The 20311-nt window shown below is 74.4% G+C and carries 21 protein-coding genes; 7 read left to right on the top strand and 14 right to left on the bottom strand.

All coding sequences use genetic code 11. The annotated features are described in order from the left end of the window. Positions 1-48: 48 nt before the first annotated feature. From ACFVS0_RS15060 to ACFVS0_RS15050, 3 genes are read right to left on the bottom strand one after another with little or no spacing between them, the layout of a single operon-like run. On the bottom strand, positions 49-978 hold the full coding sequence (locus ACFVS0_RS15060; protein ID WP_430549092.1) for a carbohydrate ABC transporter permease: 930 nt from the start codon (positions 976-978) through the stop codon (positions 49-51). Next, positions 965-1915 carry a carbohydrate ABC transporter permease gene (locus ACFVS0_RS15055; protein ID WP_430549093.1) on the bottom strand — a complete coding sequence of 317 codons (951 nt, stop codon included), beginning with the start codon at positions 1913-1915 and terminating at the stop codon, positions 965-967. The genes ACFVS0_RS15060 and ACFVS0_RS15055 overlap by 14 nt, the downstream gene beginning before the upstream one ends. Positions 1916-1975: 60 nt before the next feature. Then, on the bottom strand, positions 1976-3259 hold the full coding sequence (locus tag ACFVS0_RS15050; RefSeq protein ID WP_430584257.1) for an ABC transporter substrate-binding protein: 1284 nt from the start codon (positions 3257-3259) through the stop codon (positions 1976-1978). Positions 3260-3460: 201 nt separating this feature from the next. Here ACFVS0_RS15050 and ACFVS0_RS15045 point away from each other — a divergent pair, with 201 nt between their 5' ends. Further along, positions 3461-4513 carry a LacI family DNA-binding transcriptional regulator gene (locus ACFVS0_RS15045; protein ID WP_430549095.1) on the top strand — a complete coding sequence of 351 codons (1053 nt, stop codon included), beginning with the start codon at positions 3461-3463 and terminating at the stop codon, positions 4511-4513. Positions 4514-4525: 12 nt separating this feature from the next. Here the strand turns inward: ACFVS0_RS15045 and ACFVS0_RS15040 are convergent, their stop codons facing one another. The 3 genes from ACFVS0_RS15040 to ACFVS0_RS15030 are packed head-to-tail and all read right to left on the bottom strand — an operon-like array spanning position 4526 to position 6458. Further along, positions 4526-5278, bottom strand: coding sequence for an anti-sigma factor family protein (locus ACFVS0_RS15040; protein ID WP_430588401.1), 753 nt, complete (start codon positions 5276-5278; stop codon positions 4526-4528). Further along, a complete protein-coding gene (locus ACFVS0_RS15035) occupies positions 5275-5790 on the bottom strand; it encodes a sigma-70 family RNA polymerase sigma factor (RefSeq protein ID WP_430549097.1) in 516 nt (171 codons plus the stop codon). Before ACFVS0_RS15035 ends, ACFVS0_RS15040 begins: the two co-directional genes overlap by 4 nt. Next, positions 5787-6458, bottom strand: coding sequence for a YceI family protein (locus ACFVS0_RS15030; RefSeq protein WP_430588400.1), 672 nt, complete (start codon positions 6456-6458; stop codon positions 5787-5789). Before ACFVS0_RS15030 ends, ACFVS0_RS15035 begins: the two co-directional genes overlap by 4 nt. Positions 6459-6629: 171 nt before the next feature. On the opposite strand from ACFVS0_RS15030, the gene ACFVS0_RS15025 reads away from it, so the two are divergent. Then, positions 6630-7196 carry a hypothetical protein gene (locus ACFVS0_RS15025; protein ID WP_430588399.1) on the top strand — a complete coding sequence of 189 codons (567 nt, stop codon included), beginning with the start codon at positions 6630-6632 and terminating at the stop codon, positions 7194-7196. A 19-nt stretch (positions 7197-7215) separates the two neighbouring features. Here the strand turns inward: ACFVS0_RS15025 and ACFVS0_RS15020 are convergent, their stop codons facing one another. Next, complete coding sequence (locus ACFVS0_RS15020; RefSeq protein WP_430588398.1) at positions 7216-8898, bottom strand: acyl-CoA dehydrogenase family protein; 1683 nt, start codon at positions 8896-8898, stop codon at positions 7216-7218. Between the two features lie 21 nt (positions 8899-8919). Next, complete coding sequence (locus ACFVS0_RS15015) at positions 8920-9744, bottom strand: hydroxymethylpyrimidine/phosphomethylpyrimidine kinase (RefSeq protein ID WP_429763109.1); 825 nt, start codon at positions 9742-9744, stop codon at positions 8920-8922. Between the two features lie 76 nt (positions 9745-9820). Between ACFVS0_RS15015 and ACFVS0_RS15010 the strand changes: the two genes are divergently transcribed. Both ACFVS0_RS15010 and ACFVS0_RS15005 read left to right on the top strand, forming a co-directional pair. Next, complete coding sequence (locus tag ACFVS0_RS15010; RefSeq protein WP_430588397.1) at positions 9821-10612, top strand: deoxyribonuclease IV; 792 nt, start codon at positions 9821-9823, stop codon at positions 10610-10612. 53 nt (positions 10613-10665) lie between these two features. Then, on the top strand, positions 10666-10938 hold the full coding sequence (locus ACFVS0_RS15005) for a helix-turn-helix domain-containing protein (RefSeq protein WP_430588396.1): 273 nt from the start codon (positions 10666-10668) through the stop codon (positions 10936-10938). A 149-nt stretch (positions 10939-11087) separates the two neighbouring features. Here ACFVS0_RS15005 and ACFVS0_RS15000 read toward each other — a convergent pair whose 3' ends face one another. Both ACFVS0_RS15000 and ACFVS0_RS14995 read right to left on the bottom strand, forming a co-directional pair. Continuing rightward, positions 11088-11750 carry a response regulator gene (locus ACFVS0_RS15000; RefSeq protein ID WP_430563503.1) on the bottom strand — a complete coding sequence of 221 codons (663 nt, stop codon included), beginning with the start codon at positions 11748-11750 and terminating at the stop codon, positions 11088-11090. Between the two features lie 24 nt (positions 11751-11774). After that, positions 11775-13010, bottom strand: coding sequence for a sensor histidine kinase (locus tag ACFVS0_RS14995; protein ID WP_430563502.1), 1236 nt, complete (start codon positions 13008-13010; stop codon positions 11775-11777). A gap of 130 nt (positions 13011-13140) precedes the next feature. On the opposite strand from ACFVS0_RS14995, the gene ACFVS0_RS14990 reads away from it, so the two are divergent. Beyond that, the gene (locus tag ACFVS0_RS14990) at positions 13141-14052 is read left to right on the top strand and encodes an ABC transporter ATP-binding protein (protein ID WP_430549105.1); all 912 of its coding nucleotides are present in this window, start codon (positions 13141-13143) and stop codon (positions 14050-14052) included. Continuing rightward, positions 14049-14858 (top strand): ABC transporter permease, encoded by an 810-nt coding sequence (locus ACFVS0_RS14985; RefSeq protein ID WP_430588395.1) that lies wholly within the window; start codon positions 14049-14051, stop codon positions 14856-14858. Before ACFVS0_RS14990 ends, ACFVS0_RS14985 begins: the two co-directional genes overlap by 4 nt. Positions 14859-14902: 44 nt before the next feature. On the opposite strand, the gene ACFVS0_RS14980 is transcribed toward ACFVS0_RS14985, so the two are convergent. Further along, entirely contained in the window at positions 14903-16816 is a 1914-nt protein-coding gene (locus tag ACFVS0_RS14980) for a cation:proton antiporter (RefSeq protein ID WP_430588394.1), read from the bottom strand. 205 nt (positions 16817-17021) lie between these two features. On the opposite strand from ACFVS0_RS14980, the gene ACFVS0_RS14975 reads away from it, so the two are divergent. Beyond that, complete coding sequence (locus tag ACFVS0_RS14975; protein WP_430549108.1) at positions 17022-17735, top strand: PadR family transcriptional regulator; 714 nt, start codon at positions 17022-17024, stop codon at positions 17733-17735. On the opposite strand, the gene ACFVS0_RS14970 is transcribed toward ACFVS0_RS14975, so the two are convergent. The 3 genes from ACFVS0_RS14970 to ACFVS0_RS14960 all read right to left on the bottom strand — a co-directional run. Further along, positions 17706-19469, bottom strand: coding sequence for a PQQ-binding-like beta-propeller repeat protein (locus ACFVS0_RS14970; RefSeq protein WP_430588393.1), 1764 nt, complete (start codon positions 19467-19469; stop codon positions 17706-17708). The two genes, ACFVS0_RS14975 and ACFVS0_RS14970, sit on opposite strands and share 30 nt — an antisense overlap. Before the next feature lie 90 nt (positions 19470-19559). After that, entirely contained in the window at positions 19560-19772 is a 213-nt protein-coding gene (locus ACFVS0_RS14965) for a hypothetical protein (RefSeq protein WP_430549110.1), read from the bottom strand. 153 nt (positions 19773-19925) lie between these two features. Then, positions 19926-20311 (bottom strand): hypothetical protein (locus ACFVS0_RS14960; protein ID WP_430588392.1); only part of this gene is annotated, 386 nt, incomplete at its 5' end.

The following is a 20311-nucleotide window of genomic DNA, read 5'->3' as shown; positions in this document are numbered from 1 at the left end:
TCGCCATTCGCTTGCCTCTCTGTCCCACGGGCGACCGCTCGCCGCCCGTCACTTGATGCCCGCGTTCGCGAAGCCGCGGACGAAGTACTTCTGCCCCAGCAGGAAGAGCGCCACCATCGGCAGCGTGGCCAGCGTGGTGCCGGCCATGAGGAACGCCCACTGGGTGTCGTTCTCGGTGCGGAACACCGACAGGCCCACCTGGATCACGCGCATCGAGTCGGTGCGCGTCACGAGCAGCGGCCACAGGAAGTTGTTCCAGGAGCTCTCGAACGTCAGCAGCGCCACGGTGATGAACGCCGGCTTGACCAGCGGCGTCATGATCCGCGCCCAGATGCCGAGCTCGCTCACGCCGTCGAGGCGGGCGGCCTCCTCCAGCTCCACCGGCAGGTCCAGGTAGAACTGCCGGAACAGGAAGACGGCGAACGGCGTCACGGCGCCCGGGACGATGAGCGCCCACCAGGTGTCGAGCCAGCCGGTGCCGCCCTGCCCGAGGATGTCGTTGCCCCCGAACAGCGGCATGAACCGCACGATGAGGAACTCGGGGATGATCTTCGTGTAGGTGGGGATCATCAGCGCCGCGACGAACCCGAGGAACACCAGCTCCGAGCCGCGGAAGCGCAGCCGGGCCAGCGCGTAGCCCGCCATCGACGCGACCAGCAGGTTGATGGTCGTGTGGCTCACGGCGATGATCAGGCTGTTGCGCGCGTAGGTGAGGAACGGCGCCGCGGCCAGCGCGTCCGCGTAGTTGCCCCACGCCCACTCGGTGGGCAGGAACGTGGGCGGGCTCGCCGCGATGTCCGCCGGCGTCTTGAGGGACGTCAGCACCATCCACACGAACGGCACCACCATGACGACGGCGATGACGCCCAGCGCCACGTAGAGGGCGGCCCGCGAGAGCCGGCGGCGCGACGCCGGGGATCGCCCGACGACGTCGAGCGTCGTGCGCGGCGAGGTCGCCGCGAGATCAATGCCGGCCACTGTCGCCTCCGTTGAGCCGTCGGTTCGCGAGGGTCAGGAGCAGCAGGAAGACGAACAGGATGATCGACTGGGCGCACGCGTAGCCGACGCGGAACTCCCGGAACGCCGACTTGTAGATCTCGTACGTCATCATCGTGGTCGTGTTCGCCGGCCCGCCGTCCGTGAGGATGTAGATGAGGTCGAACGCCTGGAAGGCGGAGATGACCGAGGTGACGAAGACGAAGAACGTGGCGGGCTTGAGCAGCGGCAGCGTGATGCTGAAGAACTGCCGGGTCTTCGACGCCCCGTCCACCGACGCCGCCTCGTAGACGTCCTTCGGCAGGGACTGCAGCGCCGCCAGGTAGATGAGCATCTTCAGGCCGATGCCCTGCCAGATGCCGACGACGATCACGGACGGCATCGCCCACGTGGTCGACGACAGCCAGTTCTGCGCCGGGATCCCGAAGAAGCCGAGCACGGCGTTGAGCAGCCCGTTGCGCGGGTCGTAGATCCACAGCCACACCAGCGCGACGGCGATGGTCGCCGTCACCTGCGGGATGAACACCGCGGTGCGGAACAGCGCCCGGGCGCGCAGCTGCGTGTCGAGCATCAGCGCGATGAGCAGCGCGATGCCCATCGCCACCGGGACGGTGAAGAACGCGTAGACCAGCGTGTTGACCATGCCCCGGCGGAACACCGGGTCGGTCAGCGCGTCCACGTAGTTCTGGATCCCGTTGAAGCGCGGCTGCGTGAGCACGTCGTAGTTGGTGAACGACAGCACGAACGCCGCGATCACCGGGATGCCGATCCAGACCAGCGCGTGCAGGAACGCCGGCGCGACCATGAGCATGCCGGCGCGGCGGCGGGCCGCCCCCGCCCGCCGGCGCCGGGGCGCGGGCGAGCGGGGCGGGACGACGGGTGGTGCGCTCACGTCGCGCGGCGCGGAGACGACGGCCACGACGACCCCCTCTTCATCGATCGGTGTGTCGGGTCATGCCAGGTCATGGGAAGGGCCGGGTCACAGCCGGGCGATCGCGTCGTTCGCGATGCCGGTGAGCTGGTCGATGGCCGCCTGGGCGGACTGCTGCCCGACGATCGCCGTCTCGAGGGTGGGCTTGATCTTCTCCCGGATCTCCATCCAGGCCGGGGTGCCGCCCTCGGACCGCGCCTTGTCGAGGTTGTTGATGGCGAACTCGACCATCGGGTTGCCCTTGACGTAGTCGCTGTCCTTGAGGTCCGAGATCGCGGGGACCGAGCCGCGCTGCTCGCTCGCGACCAGGACGGCGTCGGGCGAGCCCATGTACTCGACGAAGGCGCGCGCGGCAGCGGGATACTTCGAGGTGGCCGACTGCGACACCATCGTGCCGCCCTGCAGCATCGCGGGGTTCGTGTTGCCCAGCACGAACGTGCCGATCTTGTCGACCAGCTCGGGCGACTGCTGCTGGAGCTGCACGTACAGCGAGTTGTTCGTCATCATGATCGCCGAGGTGCCCTGCTGGAGGGTGGTCGGCTGGCCCGCCTCGGTGGTGAGGGCGAAGTCGGCCGAGCCGTCCGCCATCATGTCGAGGAAGAGCTGCAGCGACGCGACGCCCTCGGGGCTGTCGAAGAGCACCTCGCGGCCGTCCGGGGAGAAGAGCTCGCCCGAGTTGCCGAACAGGAACGTCTCCCAGCACTGGCGCAGGTCGATGGAGAACGGGTCGAAGCCGACGCGCGTGACCTTGGTGCCGTCCTTGACGGTGAGCTGCTTCGCGTAGTCGCGCAGCTCGTCCCAGTTCTTCGGGGTGCCCGTGAGGCCGGCCTCCTCGAAGAAGTCCTTGCGGTACGCCACGATGCGCGTGTCGAGCACCATCGGGAGGGCGTAGAGCTTGCCGTCGAACCGCGACGGCTCCAGCACCCGCTCCTCGTACGTGTAGCGCGTGGCGAGCGACTCGGGCAGCGGCGCGATCGCGTTCTTGAAGGCGAACGGCGGGATCCAGCCGACGCCGAGCGTGACGACGTCGGGCATCAGGCCGCTCGCCAGGCCCGTGGTGATCTTCTCGTTCAGCGAGCCGTAGTCGGTGTAGTCGACGGTGACGTTGACGTCCGGGTACTTCTCGTTGAACTGCTTGATCAGCTTGCCCTCGAGCGTCTCCTTGCCCGTGGCGCCCTCGAAGAGCGCGCACAGGAAGGTGATGTCGCCCTCCACCGGGCCGGTGGGGTCGGCGGCGGACGAGCCGCTGGGGCTCGTCGTGGCGCAGCCCGCCACGGCGGCCGCGGTCCCGAGGCCCATGGCCGTGAGGAAGCTGCGACGGCTGAATTCCATGACAAGCCCTTTCGATCGGCGTTGATCTCACGAAGGCGAGGAGGAGCCGACGGCGGCTCCCGGTGTAACGATGCACTGACCATAGAGTGGGACTTCACCTCCGTCAAGCGGTCCTTTGATGCCCTATGATCGGCGCCAGACAGTCCATCGATGCACTGGCGAGGTGGGCAGAGCCCGGAACCGAGGAGGCCGCACGAGCACATGGCTGGCATCACGATCCTGGACGTCGCGCGTGCGGCAGGCGTGTCCACGAGCACCGTCTCGAACCTGCTCAACGGGCGCACCGGCCGCATGCTGCCCGAGACCCGCGAGCGCGTGGAGAGCACCATCAAGGAGCTCGGCTACCGCCCCAACCGCGCCGCGCGCCAGCTGCGCACGGGCAAGCCGCAGGTGATCGGCCTCGTCGTGCCGTCCGTGGGCAACCCGTACTGGGGCGCGCTCGCCCGGTACCTCGAGGCCGCAGCCCTCACCGAGGGCTACCACGTGCTGCTGTGCAACTCCGAGCGCGACCCCGCCCGCGAGCGCCAGTACGTCGACGAGCTGGTCTCCGACGGCATCCGCGGCATCGTGCTCTGCTCCTCGCTCCCCTCGCTGGAGCACGTCTCGAGCCTGCTCGACGACGGCCTGCGGCTCGTCGCGTTCGACCGCACCGCGCAGGCCGACGACCCGGTCGGCCTCGTGAACGTCAGCGTCGACAACACCATCGGCGCGGAGCTGATGGGCGAGCACCTGGTGTCCCTCGGCCACCGGCGGATCGCGTTCGTCTCCGGCGCGATCCGTTCCGTCAACCGCACCGAGCGGTTCGAGGGCTTCCTGCGCGCGCTCGAGCGGGCCGGCATCGCGCGGCCCGACGTCGTCACCTGGCCGGGAAGCATCGCCGCCGACGGCACGTTCGGCGACGTCGAGGCCGCCGAGCTCGGCCGCGTCGCCGCCACCGAGCTGCTCGCCGGGCCGAACCCGCCCACCGCGATCTTCGCCGTCAACGACATGACCGCCATCGGCGTCTGCCGGGCCGTGCGCGACGCCGGCATGGAGGTGGGGCGGGAGGTGTCCGTGGCCGGGTTCGACGACATCGTGCTCGCGGAGCTCTACTCCCCGCGCCTCACCACGGTGCGCCAGCCGATGAAGGAGATGGCGGCCGCCGCGTTCCGGGCCCTGCACGGCTCCGACGAGGGGGCGGCGTCGCAGGGCTCCTCGCTGCTGTTCCGGCCGGAGCTCGTGGTGCGCGACTCGACGGCCGCGCCCGTCGCCTGACGCCGGCGCCCGTCAGAGCACGGCGGCGGCCAGCGTCTCGCCGCCCGCGTGCGCGATCTCGACGCGGGCGATGCGGTCCAGCGGCACGGACGACGCCGCGCCGAGGCCGGCGGAGGACGTCCCCGACCCGGTCCAGGTCGCGGCGACGGTGCGGCCGCCGTCGTCGTCCACGAGGACGAGCTCGTAGGTCGGCGCGCCCGCCGGGTCGTAGCCGCCCGGGCGCGGCGGGTAGGTGCAGCTCCACTCCAGGCTCGTGCCCCACGGCCGGGCCGTCGCGCTGAGCGACGCCCGCACGTCGACCGCGCCGACCGGCTCGAGCTCCACCGCCGTGGACTGCGCGACGGGCGACGACGGGGCCGGGCCGGGGCCGGGGGCCTCCCCCGGGCCGCCGAGGGCCAGCCCGGCGCCGACCCCGCCCACCAGCAGCGCCGACGCGGCGACCGCGACCAGCGACCGCCGGCGCCGACGCGAGCGCCGGGCCGCGTCGGCCAGGGCCGCGAGGGGCACGACGTCCGCCCGGTCGCCGTGGCTCCCGTCCCCGCCCACGTCCCCGCCCGCGACCGTGTCCCGCGGGTCCGTCGCGAGCGCGTGCTCCGCGGGCACGGACGCGAGCAGCCCGGGCACGCCGGCCAGCTCCGCGACCGCCGCCCGGCACGCGTCGCAGCCGGCCAGGTGCTCCTCGTAGGCGCGCCGGTCGGCCGGGCTCAGCGCGCCCAGCACGTACGCGGCGTCCCACTCGCGGTACGGGTCGGTCGGCGCGGTCATGGCGTCACTCCCTTCTCCTGCAGGGCGAGCCGCAGGGCGCGCAGGGCGTAGTGCATGCGGGACTTCACGGTCCCGGGCGGGACGTCGAGCTCGTCGGCCAGCTCGGCGACCGACCGCCCGCGGTAGTAGGCGCCCACGACGACGGCGCGGTGCTCGGCCGACAGGTCCGCGAGCGCGTCCGCGACGAGCCAGGCGTCCAGGACGGCCTGCGTGCGGTCGGGCTCGGGCTGCTCGGGCAGGTGCCCGGTGGCGCGCTCGCGGGCGTGCCGCGCGCTGCGGAGCTGGTCGACCACGAGGTGGCGCGCCACGGTGAACAGCCAGGCGCGCACGGACTCCTCCGGCCGCTCCAGCACCTCCGGGTGCCGCCACAGGCGCAGCAGCGACTCCTGCACGACGTCCTGCGCGTCGGCGCCGTCGGGCACCAGCCGCGCGACGAAGCGCTGCAGGTCCGGGGCGTGCGCGGCGTGGATGGCCTCGAGGAGCTCCTCCTCGGCGCGGGAGCGCGGCCTCACGACCGCTCCAGCACCAGCGAGATCTCGACGGCGCCCTCGTGGTCCACGCGGACGAAGCCGAGGGACGGCGCCGCGACGTCGAAGTCGGCGAACGTCACCGGCACGCTGGCTGCGACCTGCACGCCGTCGCCGACGGCCGCGACCTGGGCCGTGGCCACGACGTCGCGCGTCACCCCGTGCACCGTCAGCTCGCCCGGCAGCTCCACCTCGGTGGCGCCGGCGGCCAGCGGCACCGGCTCGGTGACCGTGAAGCCCGCGGTCGGGAACGTCCCCACCTCCATCACGCTGCCACGGAAGTACGCGTCCCGCGGCGGCTCGTCGGTGTGGATGCTCGCGACGTCGACCGTCACGTCGCCCGACGTCAGCTCCCCGCCCTCCACCGTCACGCTGCCGCTCACCTGTTCCGTCCGTCCGGTGACGGTCACGTCCTCGCCCCGCAGCACCTCGTGCACCCGGTAGCCGGCCTCCGAGCCGGACGCCACGACCCAGGTGCCGTCGAGGCCGGCCGGGTCGGCGAGCGGAGCCCCCGACGTGGAGAGCGTCGGGGGCTCCGCCGCGGCGCGGTTGGCGTGGTCGGCGTACAGACCGGGCCCGACGAGCACGGCGGCGCCGCCGAGCAGGACCAGCCCGGCTCCCGCCCCCATCAGCACCTTCGTCCGTCGGCGCACGACCGCTCCCTCCGCCCCGGGCCGCGCCCGCCCGCGCGGCTCCACCCCGCACGACGAGGCAGGCCCCCGCGAGGTTCACGTCCCGTGCCGCCCCGATGAACCCGCGGCGCCGCGATCTCGTCGTCCCTCACAGCAGCACCAGAGCGGAGCGTCCGAGCCGAAGGAGTCATCATGCGCACCACGAGGTCACGACTGGCCGCCCTCGCCGCGGCGGCGGCGCTCGCCACCACCCTGGCCGCGTGCGGCGGCGGCGGGGGCGGCAGCTACGGCGGCGGGGCGAGCACCCCCACCGACACCTCGACGGGCGCCACGGCGGGCAGCTCGCCGAGCTCGTCGTCCGACGGCGGGTCGGCGGGCACCGCCGCGCTGAGCACGGCCGAGACCAGCCTGGGCACGGTCGTCGTCGACGGCCAGGGCATGACCGTCTACTACTACACCCCGGACAAGGCCGGCTCGGGCGAGAGCGCGTGCACGGGCGAGTGCCTGGCCGCGTGGCCGCCGGTGCACGCCGGCAAGGGCACCCCGCAGGTGCAGGGCGTGACGGCCGAGGTCGGCACGATCCCCGGCAACGACGGCGAGCCCCAGGTGACCCTCGACGGCCGCCCCGTCTACCTCTACGCGGGAGACGCGGCGCCGGGCGACGTCGACGGCCAGGGCCTGCAGGACATCTGGTGGGTGGTGGCGCCGGACGGCTCCGAGATCACCACGATGGCCGGCTCGGACGGCGGGGGCTACTGACCCGCCGCCGCGACGCGCGTCACGGGGCGGCGTGCCGCCGGAGGATCGCGGCGGCGTCGGTGCCGCGCGGCAGGACGCCGTACCCGTGGCCGCGGCCGTCGCCGAGCCGGGCCGCGACGAACGCGTCGGCCGCCGTGCTCGGCGCGTACCGCACCATGAGCGACGCCTGCAGCCCGACGGCGAGGGCCTCGACGACGCGGCGCGCGGAGGCCTGCTGCTCGGCGGGGTCCGCGCCGGCGAGCCGGGCGAGCAGGTCGCGGGTCGCGGTGAGGTGGGCGTCGAGGTCCCGGTGGGCGCCGGCCGCGAGCGCGAGCTCGGCGTCGACGGCGGCCAGCGACCCGGGCTCGCGGGTCATGGCGCGCAGCACGTCGAGCGCGACGACGTTGCCCGAGCCCTCCCAGATCGCCATGACCGGCTGCTCGCGATAGCGCCGGGCCAGCGGGAACGCCTCGGTGTAGCCGTTGCCGCCGAGGCACTCCATCGCCTCGTAGGCGTGCTGCGGGCCGCGCTTGCACACCCAGTACTTCGCGACGGCGGTGGCCAGGCGGCGGAACGCACGCTCGCCGTCGTCGCCCTCGTCCCCCGCCCCGGCGTCGTACGCGGCCGCGAGCCGCATCGAGGTGAGCGTCGCGGCCTCGGACTCGAGCGCGAGGTCGGCGAGTACCGCCGTCATCGCCGGCTGGTCGACGAGGCGAGCGCCGAACGCCGTCCGGTGCCGCGCCTGCCACAGCGCCTCCGCGACGCCCTGGCGCATCCCGGCCGCGCTGCCGTGCACGCAGTCGAGGCGGGTGCGCTGCACCATCTCGATGATGGTGCGCACGCCGCGGCCGGGCTCCCCCACCAGGTGGCCGACGGTGCCGTCCAGCTCGATCTCCGCCGACGCGTTGGACCGGTTGCCGAGCTTGTCCTTGAGCCGCTGGAGGCGGAGCACGTTGCGGGTGCCGTCCTCGAGCACGCGCGGCACGAGGAAGCAGGACTGGCCGTCCGGCGCCTGCGCGAGCACGAGGAACGCGTCCGACATCGGCGCCGAGCAGAACCACTTGTGACCGGTGAGCACGTGCGTGCCGTCACCGGCCGGCGTCGCGCGGGTCGTGTTCGCCCGCACGTCGCTGCCGCCCTGCTTCTCCGTCATCGCCATGCCCACGAGCGCGCCGGGCTTGGTGCCGGGCGCGGCGAGCGCGCCGTCGTACCCGGTGGCGAGCAGCCGCGGCTCCCACAGGGCCGCCAGGTCGGGGGCGTGCCGCAGGCTGGCCACGGCCGCGTGCGTCATCGACACCGGGCACGCGTGCCCGGGCTCCACCTGCCCGAACAGGGAGAACAGGGCGCCGCGGACGACGTTCGCCCCCGGCCGGGGGTCGGCCCACGCGCTCGTGTGGGCTCCGCGCGCCACGGCCGCGGCGATCACCTCGTGGTACGCGGGGTGGTACTCGACCTCGTCGATCCGGCGCCCGCGGCGGTCGTGGGTGCGCAGCACCGGCTCGTGGGTGTTCGCGAGCTCCGCGGACCGCTGGAAGGTCGCGCTCCCGACGTGCGCGCCCGCCTCGACGAGCCGCTCCTCGCCCCAGCCGCCGCCGAAGGCGTGCACGGCGTCGCGCAGCACCGGGAAGTCGAGGTACTCGTTGACGTCCGCCCGTTCCGGCGGCTGGTTCGTGACCTCGTGCGTGCGGTGCCCGCCCGCGTGCACGTCCTCGTCGACGGTCACGGCGGCTCCTTCCTCAGGCCCTCAGGAGGCGTAAGCGCCCTGCCACACGGTGTCGAACGGCGTGCGGGCCTCGACCCGCGCCTCGATGCCCTGCGTCACCATGTCCTTCGCGACGCGGACCGCCTCGGGCACGTCGGCGCCCTTGGCCAGCTCCGCGGTGATGGCGGCGGCGAACGTGCAGCCGGCGCCGGAGACGCGCTCCTCGCCCACCTTGGGGGTGGCGAAGACGGTGACCTCGTCGCCGTCGAACAGGACGTCGACGGCGTCCGGGCCGGCCAGCTCGACGCCGCCCTTCGCGACCACGTACCGGCGGCCGTGGCCGTCGCCCAGGCGGGCGTGGATGCGGCGCGCGGCCTCGGTCAGCTCCTCGACGGACGTGATGTCGTCCATGCCGGCGAGCGTCTTGGCCTCGAACAGGTTGGGCGTCACGACCGTGGCCAGCGGCAGCACGCGCTCGCGCAGCGCCGTGTCGGTGTCGAGCGCGGCGCCGGGCTCCTGCCCCTTGCAGATCAGCACCGGGTCGAGGACGACGTGCCGCCACGGCTGCGTCTCCAGCGAGCGGGCCACGACGTCGATGGTCGCGGGCGTGCCGAGCATCCCGATCTTCACGACGTCCAGCGCGTGGGTGGACGTCGCGGCCTCGAACTGGTCCGCGATGACCTGCGGCTCCACGGGCACGAACCGGTGGCCCCAGTCGTGCTTCGGGTCGAACGAGACGATGCAGGTCAGCGTGCCCACCCCGTAGGTGCCGAGCTGCTGGAAGGTCTTGAGGTCGGCCTGGATCCCGGCCCCTCCCGTGGCCTCGGACCCGGCGATGACGTACGCGAGCGGCGGCGTGGTGCTCATGGTGGGCCAGCCTACGACGGCGGCGGACGGGCGTTGTCGAGCGGGCGTTGTCGGGCGCGATCCGTAGGGTGGGCGCATGAGCGTGAAGATCGGGGCCCACGTCGACCTGTCCGACGCCGTCGCGCAGGCGAAGGAGATCGGGGCCGAGGTGGCGCAGGCGTTCCTCTCCGACCCGCAGGCGTGGAAGGTGCCGCCGCTCGACCATCCCGGCGGCGCCGAGGCCTTCCGCGAGGAGACGGCGGCCGCGGGGATCGACGTCTTCGTGCACGCGCCCTACGTGATCAACGTGGCGTCCACCAACAACCGCATCCGCATCCCCAGCCGCAAGCTGCTCCAGCAGATCATGACCGGTGCCGGCGAGATCGGGGCGAAGGGCGTCGTCGTGCACGGCGGGCACGTCACCGCGAAGGACGACCCGGACGTCGGCTTCGACAACTGGCGCAAGGCGATCGACGCGCTCGAGACCGACGTGCCCGTGCTCATCGAGAACACCGCCGGCGGCGACTTCTCCATGGCCCGCCGCCTCGACCGGCTGGAGATGCTCTGGGCCGCGGTGATGCGGGCGAACGGCGCCGAGAACGTCGGCTTCACCCTCGACACCTGCCACGCGTGGGCGGGCGGCATCGACCTCGCCACGGCGGTCGACGACATCCGCGCGATCACCGGCCGCATCGACCTGGTGCACGCCAACGACTCCCGCGACACGGCGGGCTCCGGCGCCGACCGCCACGCGCACTTCGGTGACGGGAACATCCCGCCCGAGCTGCTCGTCGGCGTGGTCGCCGCGGCCGGCGCGCCCGTGGTGTGCGAGACGCACGGCGACATGGGCCCCGACATCGCGTGGCTGCGGGAGCGCCTGGCCGCCTGAGGCCTGTGCACGACGGGCGATCACGGACGCCGGGGTCCGCCAGCATCGGTGACGTGAGCACCTACGGGAGCCCGCCCACGGACCCGGACGTCGACCCCGACATCGCCGCCGTCGCGGCCGGGGCGGTCCGGTACGAGACCGCGCGGCGAGGGATGCTGCAGCAGGATCTCGCGATGGCGCTCGGGCACTCACGCTCGGCGAACTCCGCCCGGTACACGGGTCAGGTGCCGTGGTCGCTCGACGAGATCGGGCGGATCGCCGTCCTCTACGGGTGCCGGGTCTCCGACCTGCTCACGGAGGCTCCTCTGTCCCGCTCGCCCTGGTGACAGCACCACCACGCCACCTCCCACCTCACCGGCCCCCGGCCTCGACCTCGACCTCGACCTCGACCTCGACCTCGACCACGCCACGCCAGGGTCACGGCGTGACGACGCGCCGACGTGCGACACGCTGACGCAGGTCGGGCGGGAGCCGCTCAGCCGGCGGCGAGCCCGGCGTCGTGCACGACGATCGCGGCCTGCACGCGGTTGGCGGCGTCCAGCTTGGTGAGGATGCGCGACACGTGCGTCTTCACGGTCGGGACGCTCATGTAGAGCTCGGCGGCGACCTCGGCGTTGGACAGCCCGCGCGCGACGGCGAGGGCGACGTCGCGCTCGCGGCCGGTCAGCGTCTCCAGCCGCGCGGCGGCGGCCCGGCGACCGTCGGGGGCGGAGCGGTCGGTGACCTGGGCGATGAGCTGCTCCGCGACGCGCGGCGAGAGCGTCGGTTCCCCCGCCGCGGCCGCCCGGACGGCGGCGACCAGGCGATCGGGAGGGGTGTCCTTGAGCAGGAACCCTGCCGCGCCCGCGCGCAGGGCCTCGACGATCATGTCGTCCGCGTCGAACGTGGTGAGCACGATGACCCGGGCGTCGGGGACCGACCGGAGCCGGCGCGTCGCCTCGATGCCGTCCAGGCGCGGCATGCGGATGTCCATGAGGACGACGTCGGGCCGCTCGCGCGCCACGACGTCCAGCGCCTCGAGCCCGTCCGACGCCGTCGCGACGACCTCCAGGTCCGCGTCGCCGCCCAGGATGAGCGTGAGCCCGGAGCGCACCAGCGCGTCGTCGTCGACCAGCACCACGCGCGTCTTCTCGCTCATGCCGTCCACCTCATGCCGTCCACCTCATGCCGCCCACGGTAGCCAGGCCTCCAGCACGAACGCCGCGGCGCGCCCGTCGCGCGACGCCGGGTCCGCCGTCGTGCCGTACGTCAGGCGACCGCCGACGAGCTCCACCCGTTCCGTGAGCCCCACCAGGCCGAGGCCCGACGGCGGCGGCGCGGGCGCCTCGGGCATCGGCCCGACGCTGCGCACCGGGTTGCGCACGACGATCGCCAGCCCCTCGCCCGGCGCGCCCGCCACCGACACGGACACCGGCGCCCAGGGGGCGTGCTTGCGCGCGTTCGTCAGCCCCTCCTGCACGATCCGGTACGCGTGCCGGCTGACCGCCTCCCCGAGCCCGCCCGTGCGCTCCGCCAGGTCGTCGACCGGCCCGTCGACCCGGACGTCGGCCCCGTTCGCGCGGGCCTCGGCGAAGAGGTCGGCGAGGTCGGCCAGCGACGGCTGCGGCGGCTCCGGCGGCGCGTCCCCGGCGAGCGGGTCGCGCAGCACGCCCAGCACCTCCCGCAGCTCGGCCAGGGCGGCGTGCGCGTTGTCCCGGACCACGCCCGCGGTCTCCGCGACCTTCTCCGGCGGCAGGTCGGTGCGGTAGGCCAGGGCGCCCGCGTGCATCGCGACGAGCGAGATGCGGTGGGCCAGCACGTCGTGCATCTCCCGCGCGATGCGGGTCCGCTCCGCCGTCCTCGCCTGCGCCACCCGGCTCACCTGCTCCCGCTCGGCCGTCTCGGCCCGCTCCTGCAACGACGCGAGGTGCTCCCGGCGCAGGCCGATGTACGCGCCGATCCAGACGAACAGGGCGTACATGACCGCGCCGCCGACGATCTCGATCCACCGGTCGTACGACTCCGGCGTGACGTAGGGGTGCAGCGAGCTGTGCACGCGACCCGCGGCCACGAACACCACGCCGACCACGGCGACCTTCCACCAGCGCCGGGTCGTGGCCAGGGAGATCACCGCGATGGTCTCGGCGCCGACCACCAGGGACGAGACCGTCGCGGCGGCGCTCAGCACCAGGGCGATCGTCAGGGGTGCCCTGCGGCGCAGGGGCAGCAGCGCCAGACCCACCAGGCCGACGACGAAGTCCAGCGCCCACTGCCCGTCGGTCATCTCCCGCTGCCCGGTGTCCACCTCCCACGCGACGAGGACCATCACCGTCAGGCCGGCCAGGAGGGCCACCAGCACGCGCCACGTCTCGCCCCAGACGCGGCGGGCTCGGGACGGACGGGCAGGGGCGGTCGGCACGACGTCGAGCCTAGGCAGCCGCGGGGCCGCGGGCATCCGCCGGTGGTCGCCGCCGCATCCTCCGGAAGGAGGACACGAACCATCCCCTCGCCGGACGCGGCGCCCGCCCGCGCCCGGGCAGGGTGGAGCCATGATCACCGTGGAGCACCTGACCAAGAGATATGGGCCGGCCGTGGCCGTGGACGACGTGTCGTTCACCGTCGAGCCCGGTCACGTGACGGGCTTCCTCGGCCCCAACGGCGCCGGAAAGTCCACGACGATGCGCATGATCTGCGGCCTCACGCCCGCCACGTCGGGCTCCGCCCGCGTGCTCGGCAAGCCGTTCACGGCGCTCGCCAACCCCGGCCGGCGCGTGGGCGTGCTGCTCGACGCCGCCGCCCAGCACTCCGGCCGCACCGGGCGCGAGGTCCTCACCCTCGCCGCGCTCATGACCGGCGTCGACCGCCGCCGCATTGACACCACGCTCGACCTGGTGGGCCTCACCGGGCGGGAGGCCGCCCGCCGCGTGGGCCAGTACTCCCTCGGCATGCGGCAGCGGCTCGGGCTCGCGTCCGCGCTGCTCGGCGACCCCGAGGTGCTGATCCTCGACGAGCCGGCCAACGGGCTCGACCCCGCCGGCATCCGCTGGATGCGCGACCTGCTGGACGACTTCGCCTCCCGGGGCGGCACCGTGCTGCTCTCGTCGCACCTGCTGCGCGAGATGGAGGCGGTCGCCGACCGGATCGTCGTCATCGGCCGCGGCCGCGTGGTCGCCGAGGGCCACAAGGACGACCTGCTGCGCCAGGCGGGCACGTTCGTCCGCTCCACCGACGACGGCGCGCTCGCCCTCGCCCTGCGCCAGGGCGGTGCGGGTGTCGAGGAGCTCGCCACCGGCGGGCTGTCTGTCGAGGCCGAGCCCATCGACGTCGGCCGCGCGGCCGCCGCCGCGGGCGTCGTGCTCGCCGAGCTGCGCGCCGCCGACTCCCGCGGCCTCGAGGACCTCTTCCTCGAGCTGACCGCCGACGACGCCCGCGAGCAGACCCGTATGGAGGTGTCGGCATGACCACCGCGACCCCGACCCGCGCCACCCGCGCGAGCCGCACGAACCGTCCGGGCGCCGACCTCCGCCCCGTGTCCTTCGCGACCCTCACGCTCGTCGAGTGGCGCAAGCAGCTCGACACCCGCGCGGGCCGCTGGATGCTCGCCGTCATCGCGATCGTCACCGCCGGCGTGCTCGCCGTGATGATGGCCGTGAACGGCGGCAACCACTCGTTCGCCGCCTTCGTCGTCGGCACGACCACGCCGATGGCGATGCTCCTGCCCATCGTCGGCGTGCTCGCCGCGACGTCGGAGTGGTCCCAGCGGACCGCCCTGGTGACGTTCACGCTCGAACCCCGCCGCACGCGCGTCGGGCTGGCCAAGGTGGTCGGCGCGATCGGTTCCGGCGTCGCGCTCCTCGTCCTCGCCGTCGGGCTCGCCGCGCTCGCCCACGTCCTGGTGGTCGCGTTCCGCGACGCCACGCCCGCCTGGGACGCCACCGGAGCACTCGTCGGCGGCCTGGCGATCACGACGGTGCTCTACATGGCGCAGGGCGTCGGCTTCGGCCTGGTGCTGCGCAGCACCCCGGGCGCGATCGTGACCCTGTTCCTCGCGCCCACCCTCTTCAACCTCCTCGGCGGTCTGGTCCCCGGGATGGCGGACGTGCTGCCGTGGATCGACCTGACCACCGCGGCGATGCCGCTGACCAGCACCGTGTGGCCGGACGGCGCGGGGTGGGCGCACCTCGCCACCGCGACGCTCCTCTGGGTGGTCGCGCCCCTGGCCGGCGGCCTGTGGCGGACGGCGCGCAGCGAGATCTCGTCGTCCTGACCAGATCAGCCGGCCGGATCAGCCGGCCGGGTCAGCCGGCCGGGTCAGCCGTCGAGATGCCCGCGCATCTCGACGGCGATCTGGTCGGCGTCGAGCTGGTCCAGGGCCCTGCTCAGCAGGTCCGAGTCGAACGTGCCCAGGGCTCGGGCCTCGAGCAGGGCCTTGCGCTGCGCGGCGATGGTCGCGAGGCGCAGCTCGAAGAACTGGGTGGACAGCTCCTCGGGCGTCGCCTCCTCCTCGTCCTGGTCGGCCTGCTCGCGCACGACGACGGTCCGCACGCGCTCCACGACGTACGGCGCGTACGGGGTCCCGTCCTTGCGGCGCAGCTCGGGGTCGTCGAGCATGTCGCGGGCGGTGCCGTCGACGATCTCGCGCAGCCCCTGCGTGCCCTCGTCGAACCGCGACGACGTGACGCCCGACAGCCCCAGCCGGCGCACCACCCAGGGCAGCGTGCCGCCCTGCACCAGCAGGGTGCCCGCGGCGACGCCGAACGCGATGAGGATCAGCAGGGACCGCTGCGGGAAGTCCGACGGGAGCGTCTGCGCGGCCGCCAGCGTGACGACGCCGCGCATCCCCGCCCACACGATGACCACGCCCTCCTTGGGCCCGAGGGGCGCGGCGAGCAGGTAGTCGACGTCGGCGATGCGGCGCGTGAACCGGCGGCGGAACTCCGCGATCCGGTCCGACCGGCGCTGCCGGATCCGCTCCTTCTGGTCGTCGGACAGCCCGCCCGCGGCCGCGGCCCGCCGCTTCTCGGCCTCGAGCTGCACCCGCCGCTGCACCCGCCGGACCTGGCGGCGCGGGTTGCCGGCCTCCCACACGCGCTGGTCGCCCTGCGTCCACACGGCCGACAGCGCCTTCGCGGCGTCGGGCGTGATGATCCCGTTCGGGTCGGTGAACTCGTCGAGCCTCGCGGAGACCTTCCGCTCCATCCGGTCGAGCGTCTCGCGGACCTGCTCGGCCCGGCGGCGCCGCGCGGCGAGGTAGCGCAGCAGCGGGAGCACGAACAGCGCCCGCAGCGCGATGACGCCCACGGCGGCGAGGGCAGCGACGCCGACCGCCGTCCAGAGCGACCCGTGCGCCTCCCGCACGTCCTGGACCAGCCCGAACACCTCAAGCCCCATGGCGAGGAACAGGCCGCCCTCGAGCAGGGTCTCGATCGTCCGCCAGTTCATGCGTTCCGCCACCCGGTCCTGGGGACTGAGGTGGCGCGCGGAGAGCGTGCTGGTGACGAGGCCGGCCGCCACGGCCGCCACGATGCCCGACGCGTCCAGCTCCTCCGCGGGCAGGTAGGCCGCGAACGGCACCACGAACGACACCGCCGTGGCGAGCGCCGCGTTCCCCAGTCGCTCGCGCACCCACAGGCCCAGGCGGCCGACGATCACGCCGATGAGCACGGCGAGCAGCACGGCCTTGAGGAAGCTGCCGACCACGCCCCAGAGGCTGACGCTGGCCGCCGTCGCGGCGATGGCGGAGCGCAGCAGCACCAGCGACGTGGCGTCGTTGAGCAGCCCCTCGCCCTCGAGCATGACGACGACGCGCTGCGGTGCCCCGAGCTTCTTGATGATCGACGTCGCGACGGCGTCCGTGGGGCTGACGATGGCGCCGAGCGCGATGCCGGCGGCGAGGTCGATCCCGGGGATCACCCACGAGAAGACGAACCCGAGCAGCACCGCGGAGATGACCACGAGCAGCACGGCCATCCCGCCGATCGCCGTGAAGTCGCGCCGGAAGTCCATGGACGGGAACGACGCCGCCGAGGCGTAGAGCAGCGCGGGCAGCACCCCGACCAGGATCACCTCGGGGTTGATCGGGATGGCCGGCACGACGGGCAGGAAGCTCACGGCGACGCCGATCAGCACCAGGACCAGCGGTGCGGCGACCCCGGCCCGGGGTGCCAGCGCGGTGACGGCGATGACGACGACCGCCGCGAGCACGCCGAAGAGGAGGACGTCCATGCCGAACAACGTAAGCGCCCGCCCGAACGTTCTCCCGCGGCCGTCACCGAACCGGAATCAGAGTGACCCAGGTCACACTCTTCCGGTCTTGCGTAACGATATATCGCGTCCTATCTTAGATACGTCGCCAGTTGAGGTAGAGACGCCGCAGGCGCTCCCCGGCCGACACCCACCTCAGAATCCCGAACCAGTGAGGACACCGCTCATGCGTACCCCCCGAGACAGCTCTTTCGACCCCCGCACCTACGACCCCCGGTCCTTCGACCGGCACCCCTTCGACCGTCAGCCCGGCCCGCGCGGCGACCGCCGCCGGCGGGGCGACTTCCCCGGCCCCGGGGGCTTCGGCCCCGGGTTCCCTCCCGGCCCGGGCTTCGGCCCCGGCTTCGGCCCGCGCGGCCACCGGGGCGGCGGCCGCCGGGCCGGACGCGGTGAGATCCGCGCCGCCCTGCTGCTGCTGCTCGCCGAGCAGCCCATGCACGGCTACCAGGTGATCACCGAGCTCGCCGAGCGCACCGACGGCCGCTGGCGCCCCAGCCCGGGCGCCGTCTACCCGGCCATCTCCCAGCTCCAGGACGAGGGCCTCGTCGCGGTGGCGGACGACGGCGGGCGCCGTCTCGCGTCGCTCACCGACACCGGCCGCGCCTACGTCGAGGAGCACCGCGAGGAGCTCGGCACCCCGTGGCAGAAGGTCGCGGAGGACCCGCGACGCCAGGGCCACGAGCTGCACCACGCGATGCGCGCCCTGGGCGGCGCCGTCGAGCAGGTCGCCCGCGCGGGCACCCGGGCGCAGGCCGAGGCCGCGGCCGCGGTGCTCGACAAGGCGCGGCGCGAGGTCTACCTCGTGCTCGCGGACGACACCGCCCCCGACGTCGACGCCGACGACGACCCGTCAGCCGAGGCCGACGATCTCGGTCGGTGACCAGCGGACGAGCCGGCCGGCGACCGCGAGCTGGACCCCCCAGCCGTCGCCGCCGAGCTCGACCTGCCACAGCTGACGACCCGAGGTGGCGTCGAGCGCTACCCAGTGCACGACGTCGCCTCGGGCGTAGTCCGGCACCACGAACGCGGCCAGCCGTCCGTCGGTGAACGCCGCGTCGACGAACCGCGGCCCGTACGCCCCCATCGCGTCGAGCCCGTCCACGAGGTCGGGCCGCACCCACAGCACGTCCCCCGTGCCGAGGTCCACGCCGTACACGCGCCGGCCTTCGTCGACCACCACCGCCACCTGCGCGGTCCGCACCAGCACGGTGGTGCTGCGGACGTCGGTCCGCCAGAGCTCCGTCCCGTCGTCGGAGGTCGCCACGGTCGCCTCGCCGCGCCGCGCGAGGTGCACGCCGTCGCCGCCGCCGTCCGTGCTCAGCGGCACGAGGTACCGCCCGCGCACCTCGCGCACCTCGCTGCCGTCGTCGCGCAGGATGCGGTCGGTCGCGGTGGGGCTGTCGGCGCGCAGGGCGTCGGCGTCCGTCCGCACCACGTAGCCGCCGCCGGTCAGCGACTCCACGGAGAACCCCTCGAACGTCCCGGGGTCCGCGGACCGGTCCAGGCGGGCGCCGTCGGGAGTGAACCACGCGTCGATGCCGCACCCGCCGAGCCACAGCAGGCGGTCGGTGACCACCGTCTGGACGCCGCCGCGCAGGTCCACCCCGGACGTCGTGCCGTCGTCCGACCACCGCACGCACAGCGACGGGTCCACCGTCCCGTCGAACGGGACCGTCTGCTGCCAGCGCCGCTCCCCCGTGACCGCGTCCTCGACCCGGACCCGCAGGTCGTAGCCGTCCGCGATGTCCCCCGCGTCGGCGGTGCCGGCCACGACGTCGTCGGCGACCCGCGGGTCCACGGGCGACGCGTCGCCCACCCACTCGACGGAGACCAGCGAGCCGTCGCCGCCCGGGTACAGCTCGGCCGGGGACCCCTCCACCTCCCGCGTGCCCTCCACGGTGCCGTCGGCGGCGATCACGGTCACCGTGCTGCGCCGCACCATGTCGCCCTCCGAGGCACCGCCGTCGGAGAGCGTCGCCGTCACGCACACGATCCGGTCCGCGGTGTCCGTCTCGGCGCCGCCCGACCACACCTGCATCCCCGGCCCGCACGAGCTCGCGCCGGGCGGGAGCCCCACCCGCCAGCGCCGCTCGCCCGTCTCGACGTCCAGGCCGAAGAGCGCGTCCCGGTGCTGCGCCACCACCAGCCCGCCGGCCACCGCCATGAGCCCGCCCGGCACGCTGCCCTCCGCCTCGACCCGCCACACCTCGCGCGGCTCGGCGCTCAGGTCCAGCACGCCGCCGGGCGCGGCGCGCAGCGCGGCGAGACGGCCCCGGTCGCCCACCGTGTCGACGACCATCACCGCGAGCACCGCCGCGACCACCACCACCGCGACCACCAGCCGGCGGCCACGCAGGGCGTCGCGCGCGCGGCCCAGCGCACGGCGCCACGTGAGCGGCTCCGCGCCGGCGCCGGACGGCGGTGGGGGCTCGTCGAGACCGTCGTCGACGTCGTCGGGGTCGAGGTCGATGAGGAGCGGGCTCCTGGGCCCGGCGCTCCGGGTGGCTCGGACGACCGGCGCGGCTGCGCCGTCCTCGGCGTCGTCCGGCGCCACGCCGTCCACGTCGAGGTCGAACGTGTAGGCGTCCGGGCGGGCGCCGCGTCGTCGGGCCACCTCTCGAACCTAAGCCTGGCCCCCGCGCCCGGCGACCCGTGCGCGACCCCGCTGCGCAGGCCCTGCTCAGGCCCCCGCCCGGACCACCGTTCAGACCGTCCGGCGGCGTTCGACGGAGCGTGCGACGGCCAGCTCCAGCAGCGCGGTGCGGGCGCGCCGACGGCGGTCGTCGGGGTCGACCGTGAGGCGGTCGCCGGGGTTGGCGCGACGGCCCGCTCCGGGGGCGGTCGCGGAGTGCGGCGAGGGCAGGACCGCCCGCGACGGGGCCGGGACGGGCGTGGGGACGGGCATCGTGACAGCCATGGGGGCCTCCTTCGCGCGGCCCGGGCGGCCGCTCCTCTCATGCTGCGCGCCGCCCGTTTCCGCGGTGTTGCCCCGGCGTCACGACCGCGTCAGGACTGCGCTCGGAGGAAGCGCTCGGAGGAAGTGCTCGGAGGAAGTGCTCGGCGGCGACGCTCAGAGGAAGACCGCGGTGCGCGGCCCGAGCGGGCGCACCAGAACGCGCCAGCTCACGGCCTGCGCCGCGAGGACGGCGGCGAACGCCCCGAGGACGGGCCACGTCAGCCCGTGCAGCACCGCCGCGGGCGCGGCGAGCGCGAGCGCCGCGGGCCCGACGACGGCTGCCGTCGCCGCGACCGGCGCGACGGCGAGCAGCGGGCCGGAGGCGCGCACGACGCCGGTCCGGTGCACGCCGCGGTCCAGGTCGAACCGGGCCGCGAGCGCCACGCCTGCCACCGCGACGAGCAGCACGGCCGCCACCAGGGCCGACGCCGTCCCGAGGGCGGCGACCGCGAGCGCGCCGAGCGCCGCCAGCGTGGCGAGCGCGGCCGCCGGCACGAGGG

The sequence above is a fragment of the Isoptericola sp. NPDC058082 genome (assembly GCF_042885055.1).
Lineage (GTDB): Bacteria > Actinomycetota > Actinomycetes > Actinomycetales > Cellulomonadaceae > Isoptericola.
This window is presented reverse-complemented; position numbering and strand designations above follow the sequence as displayed.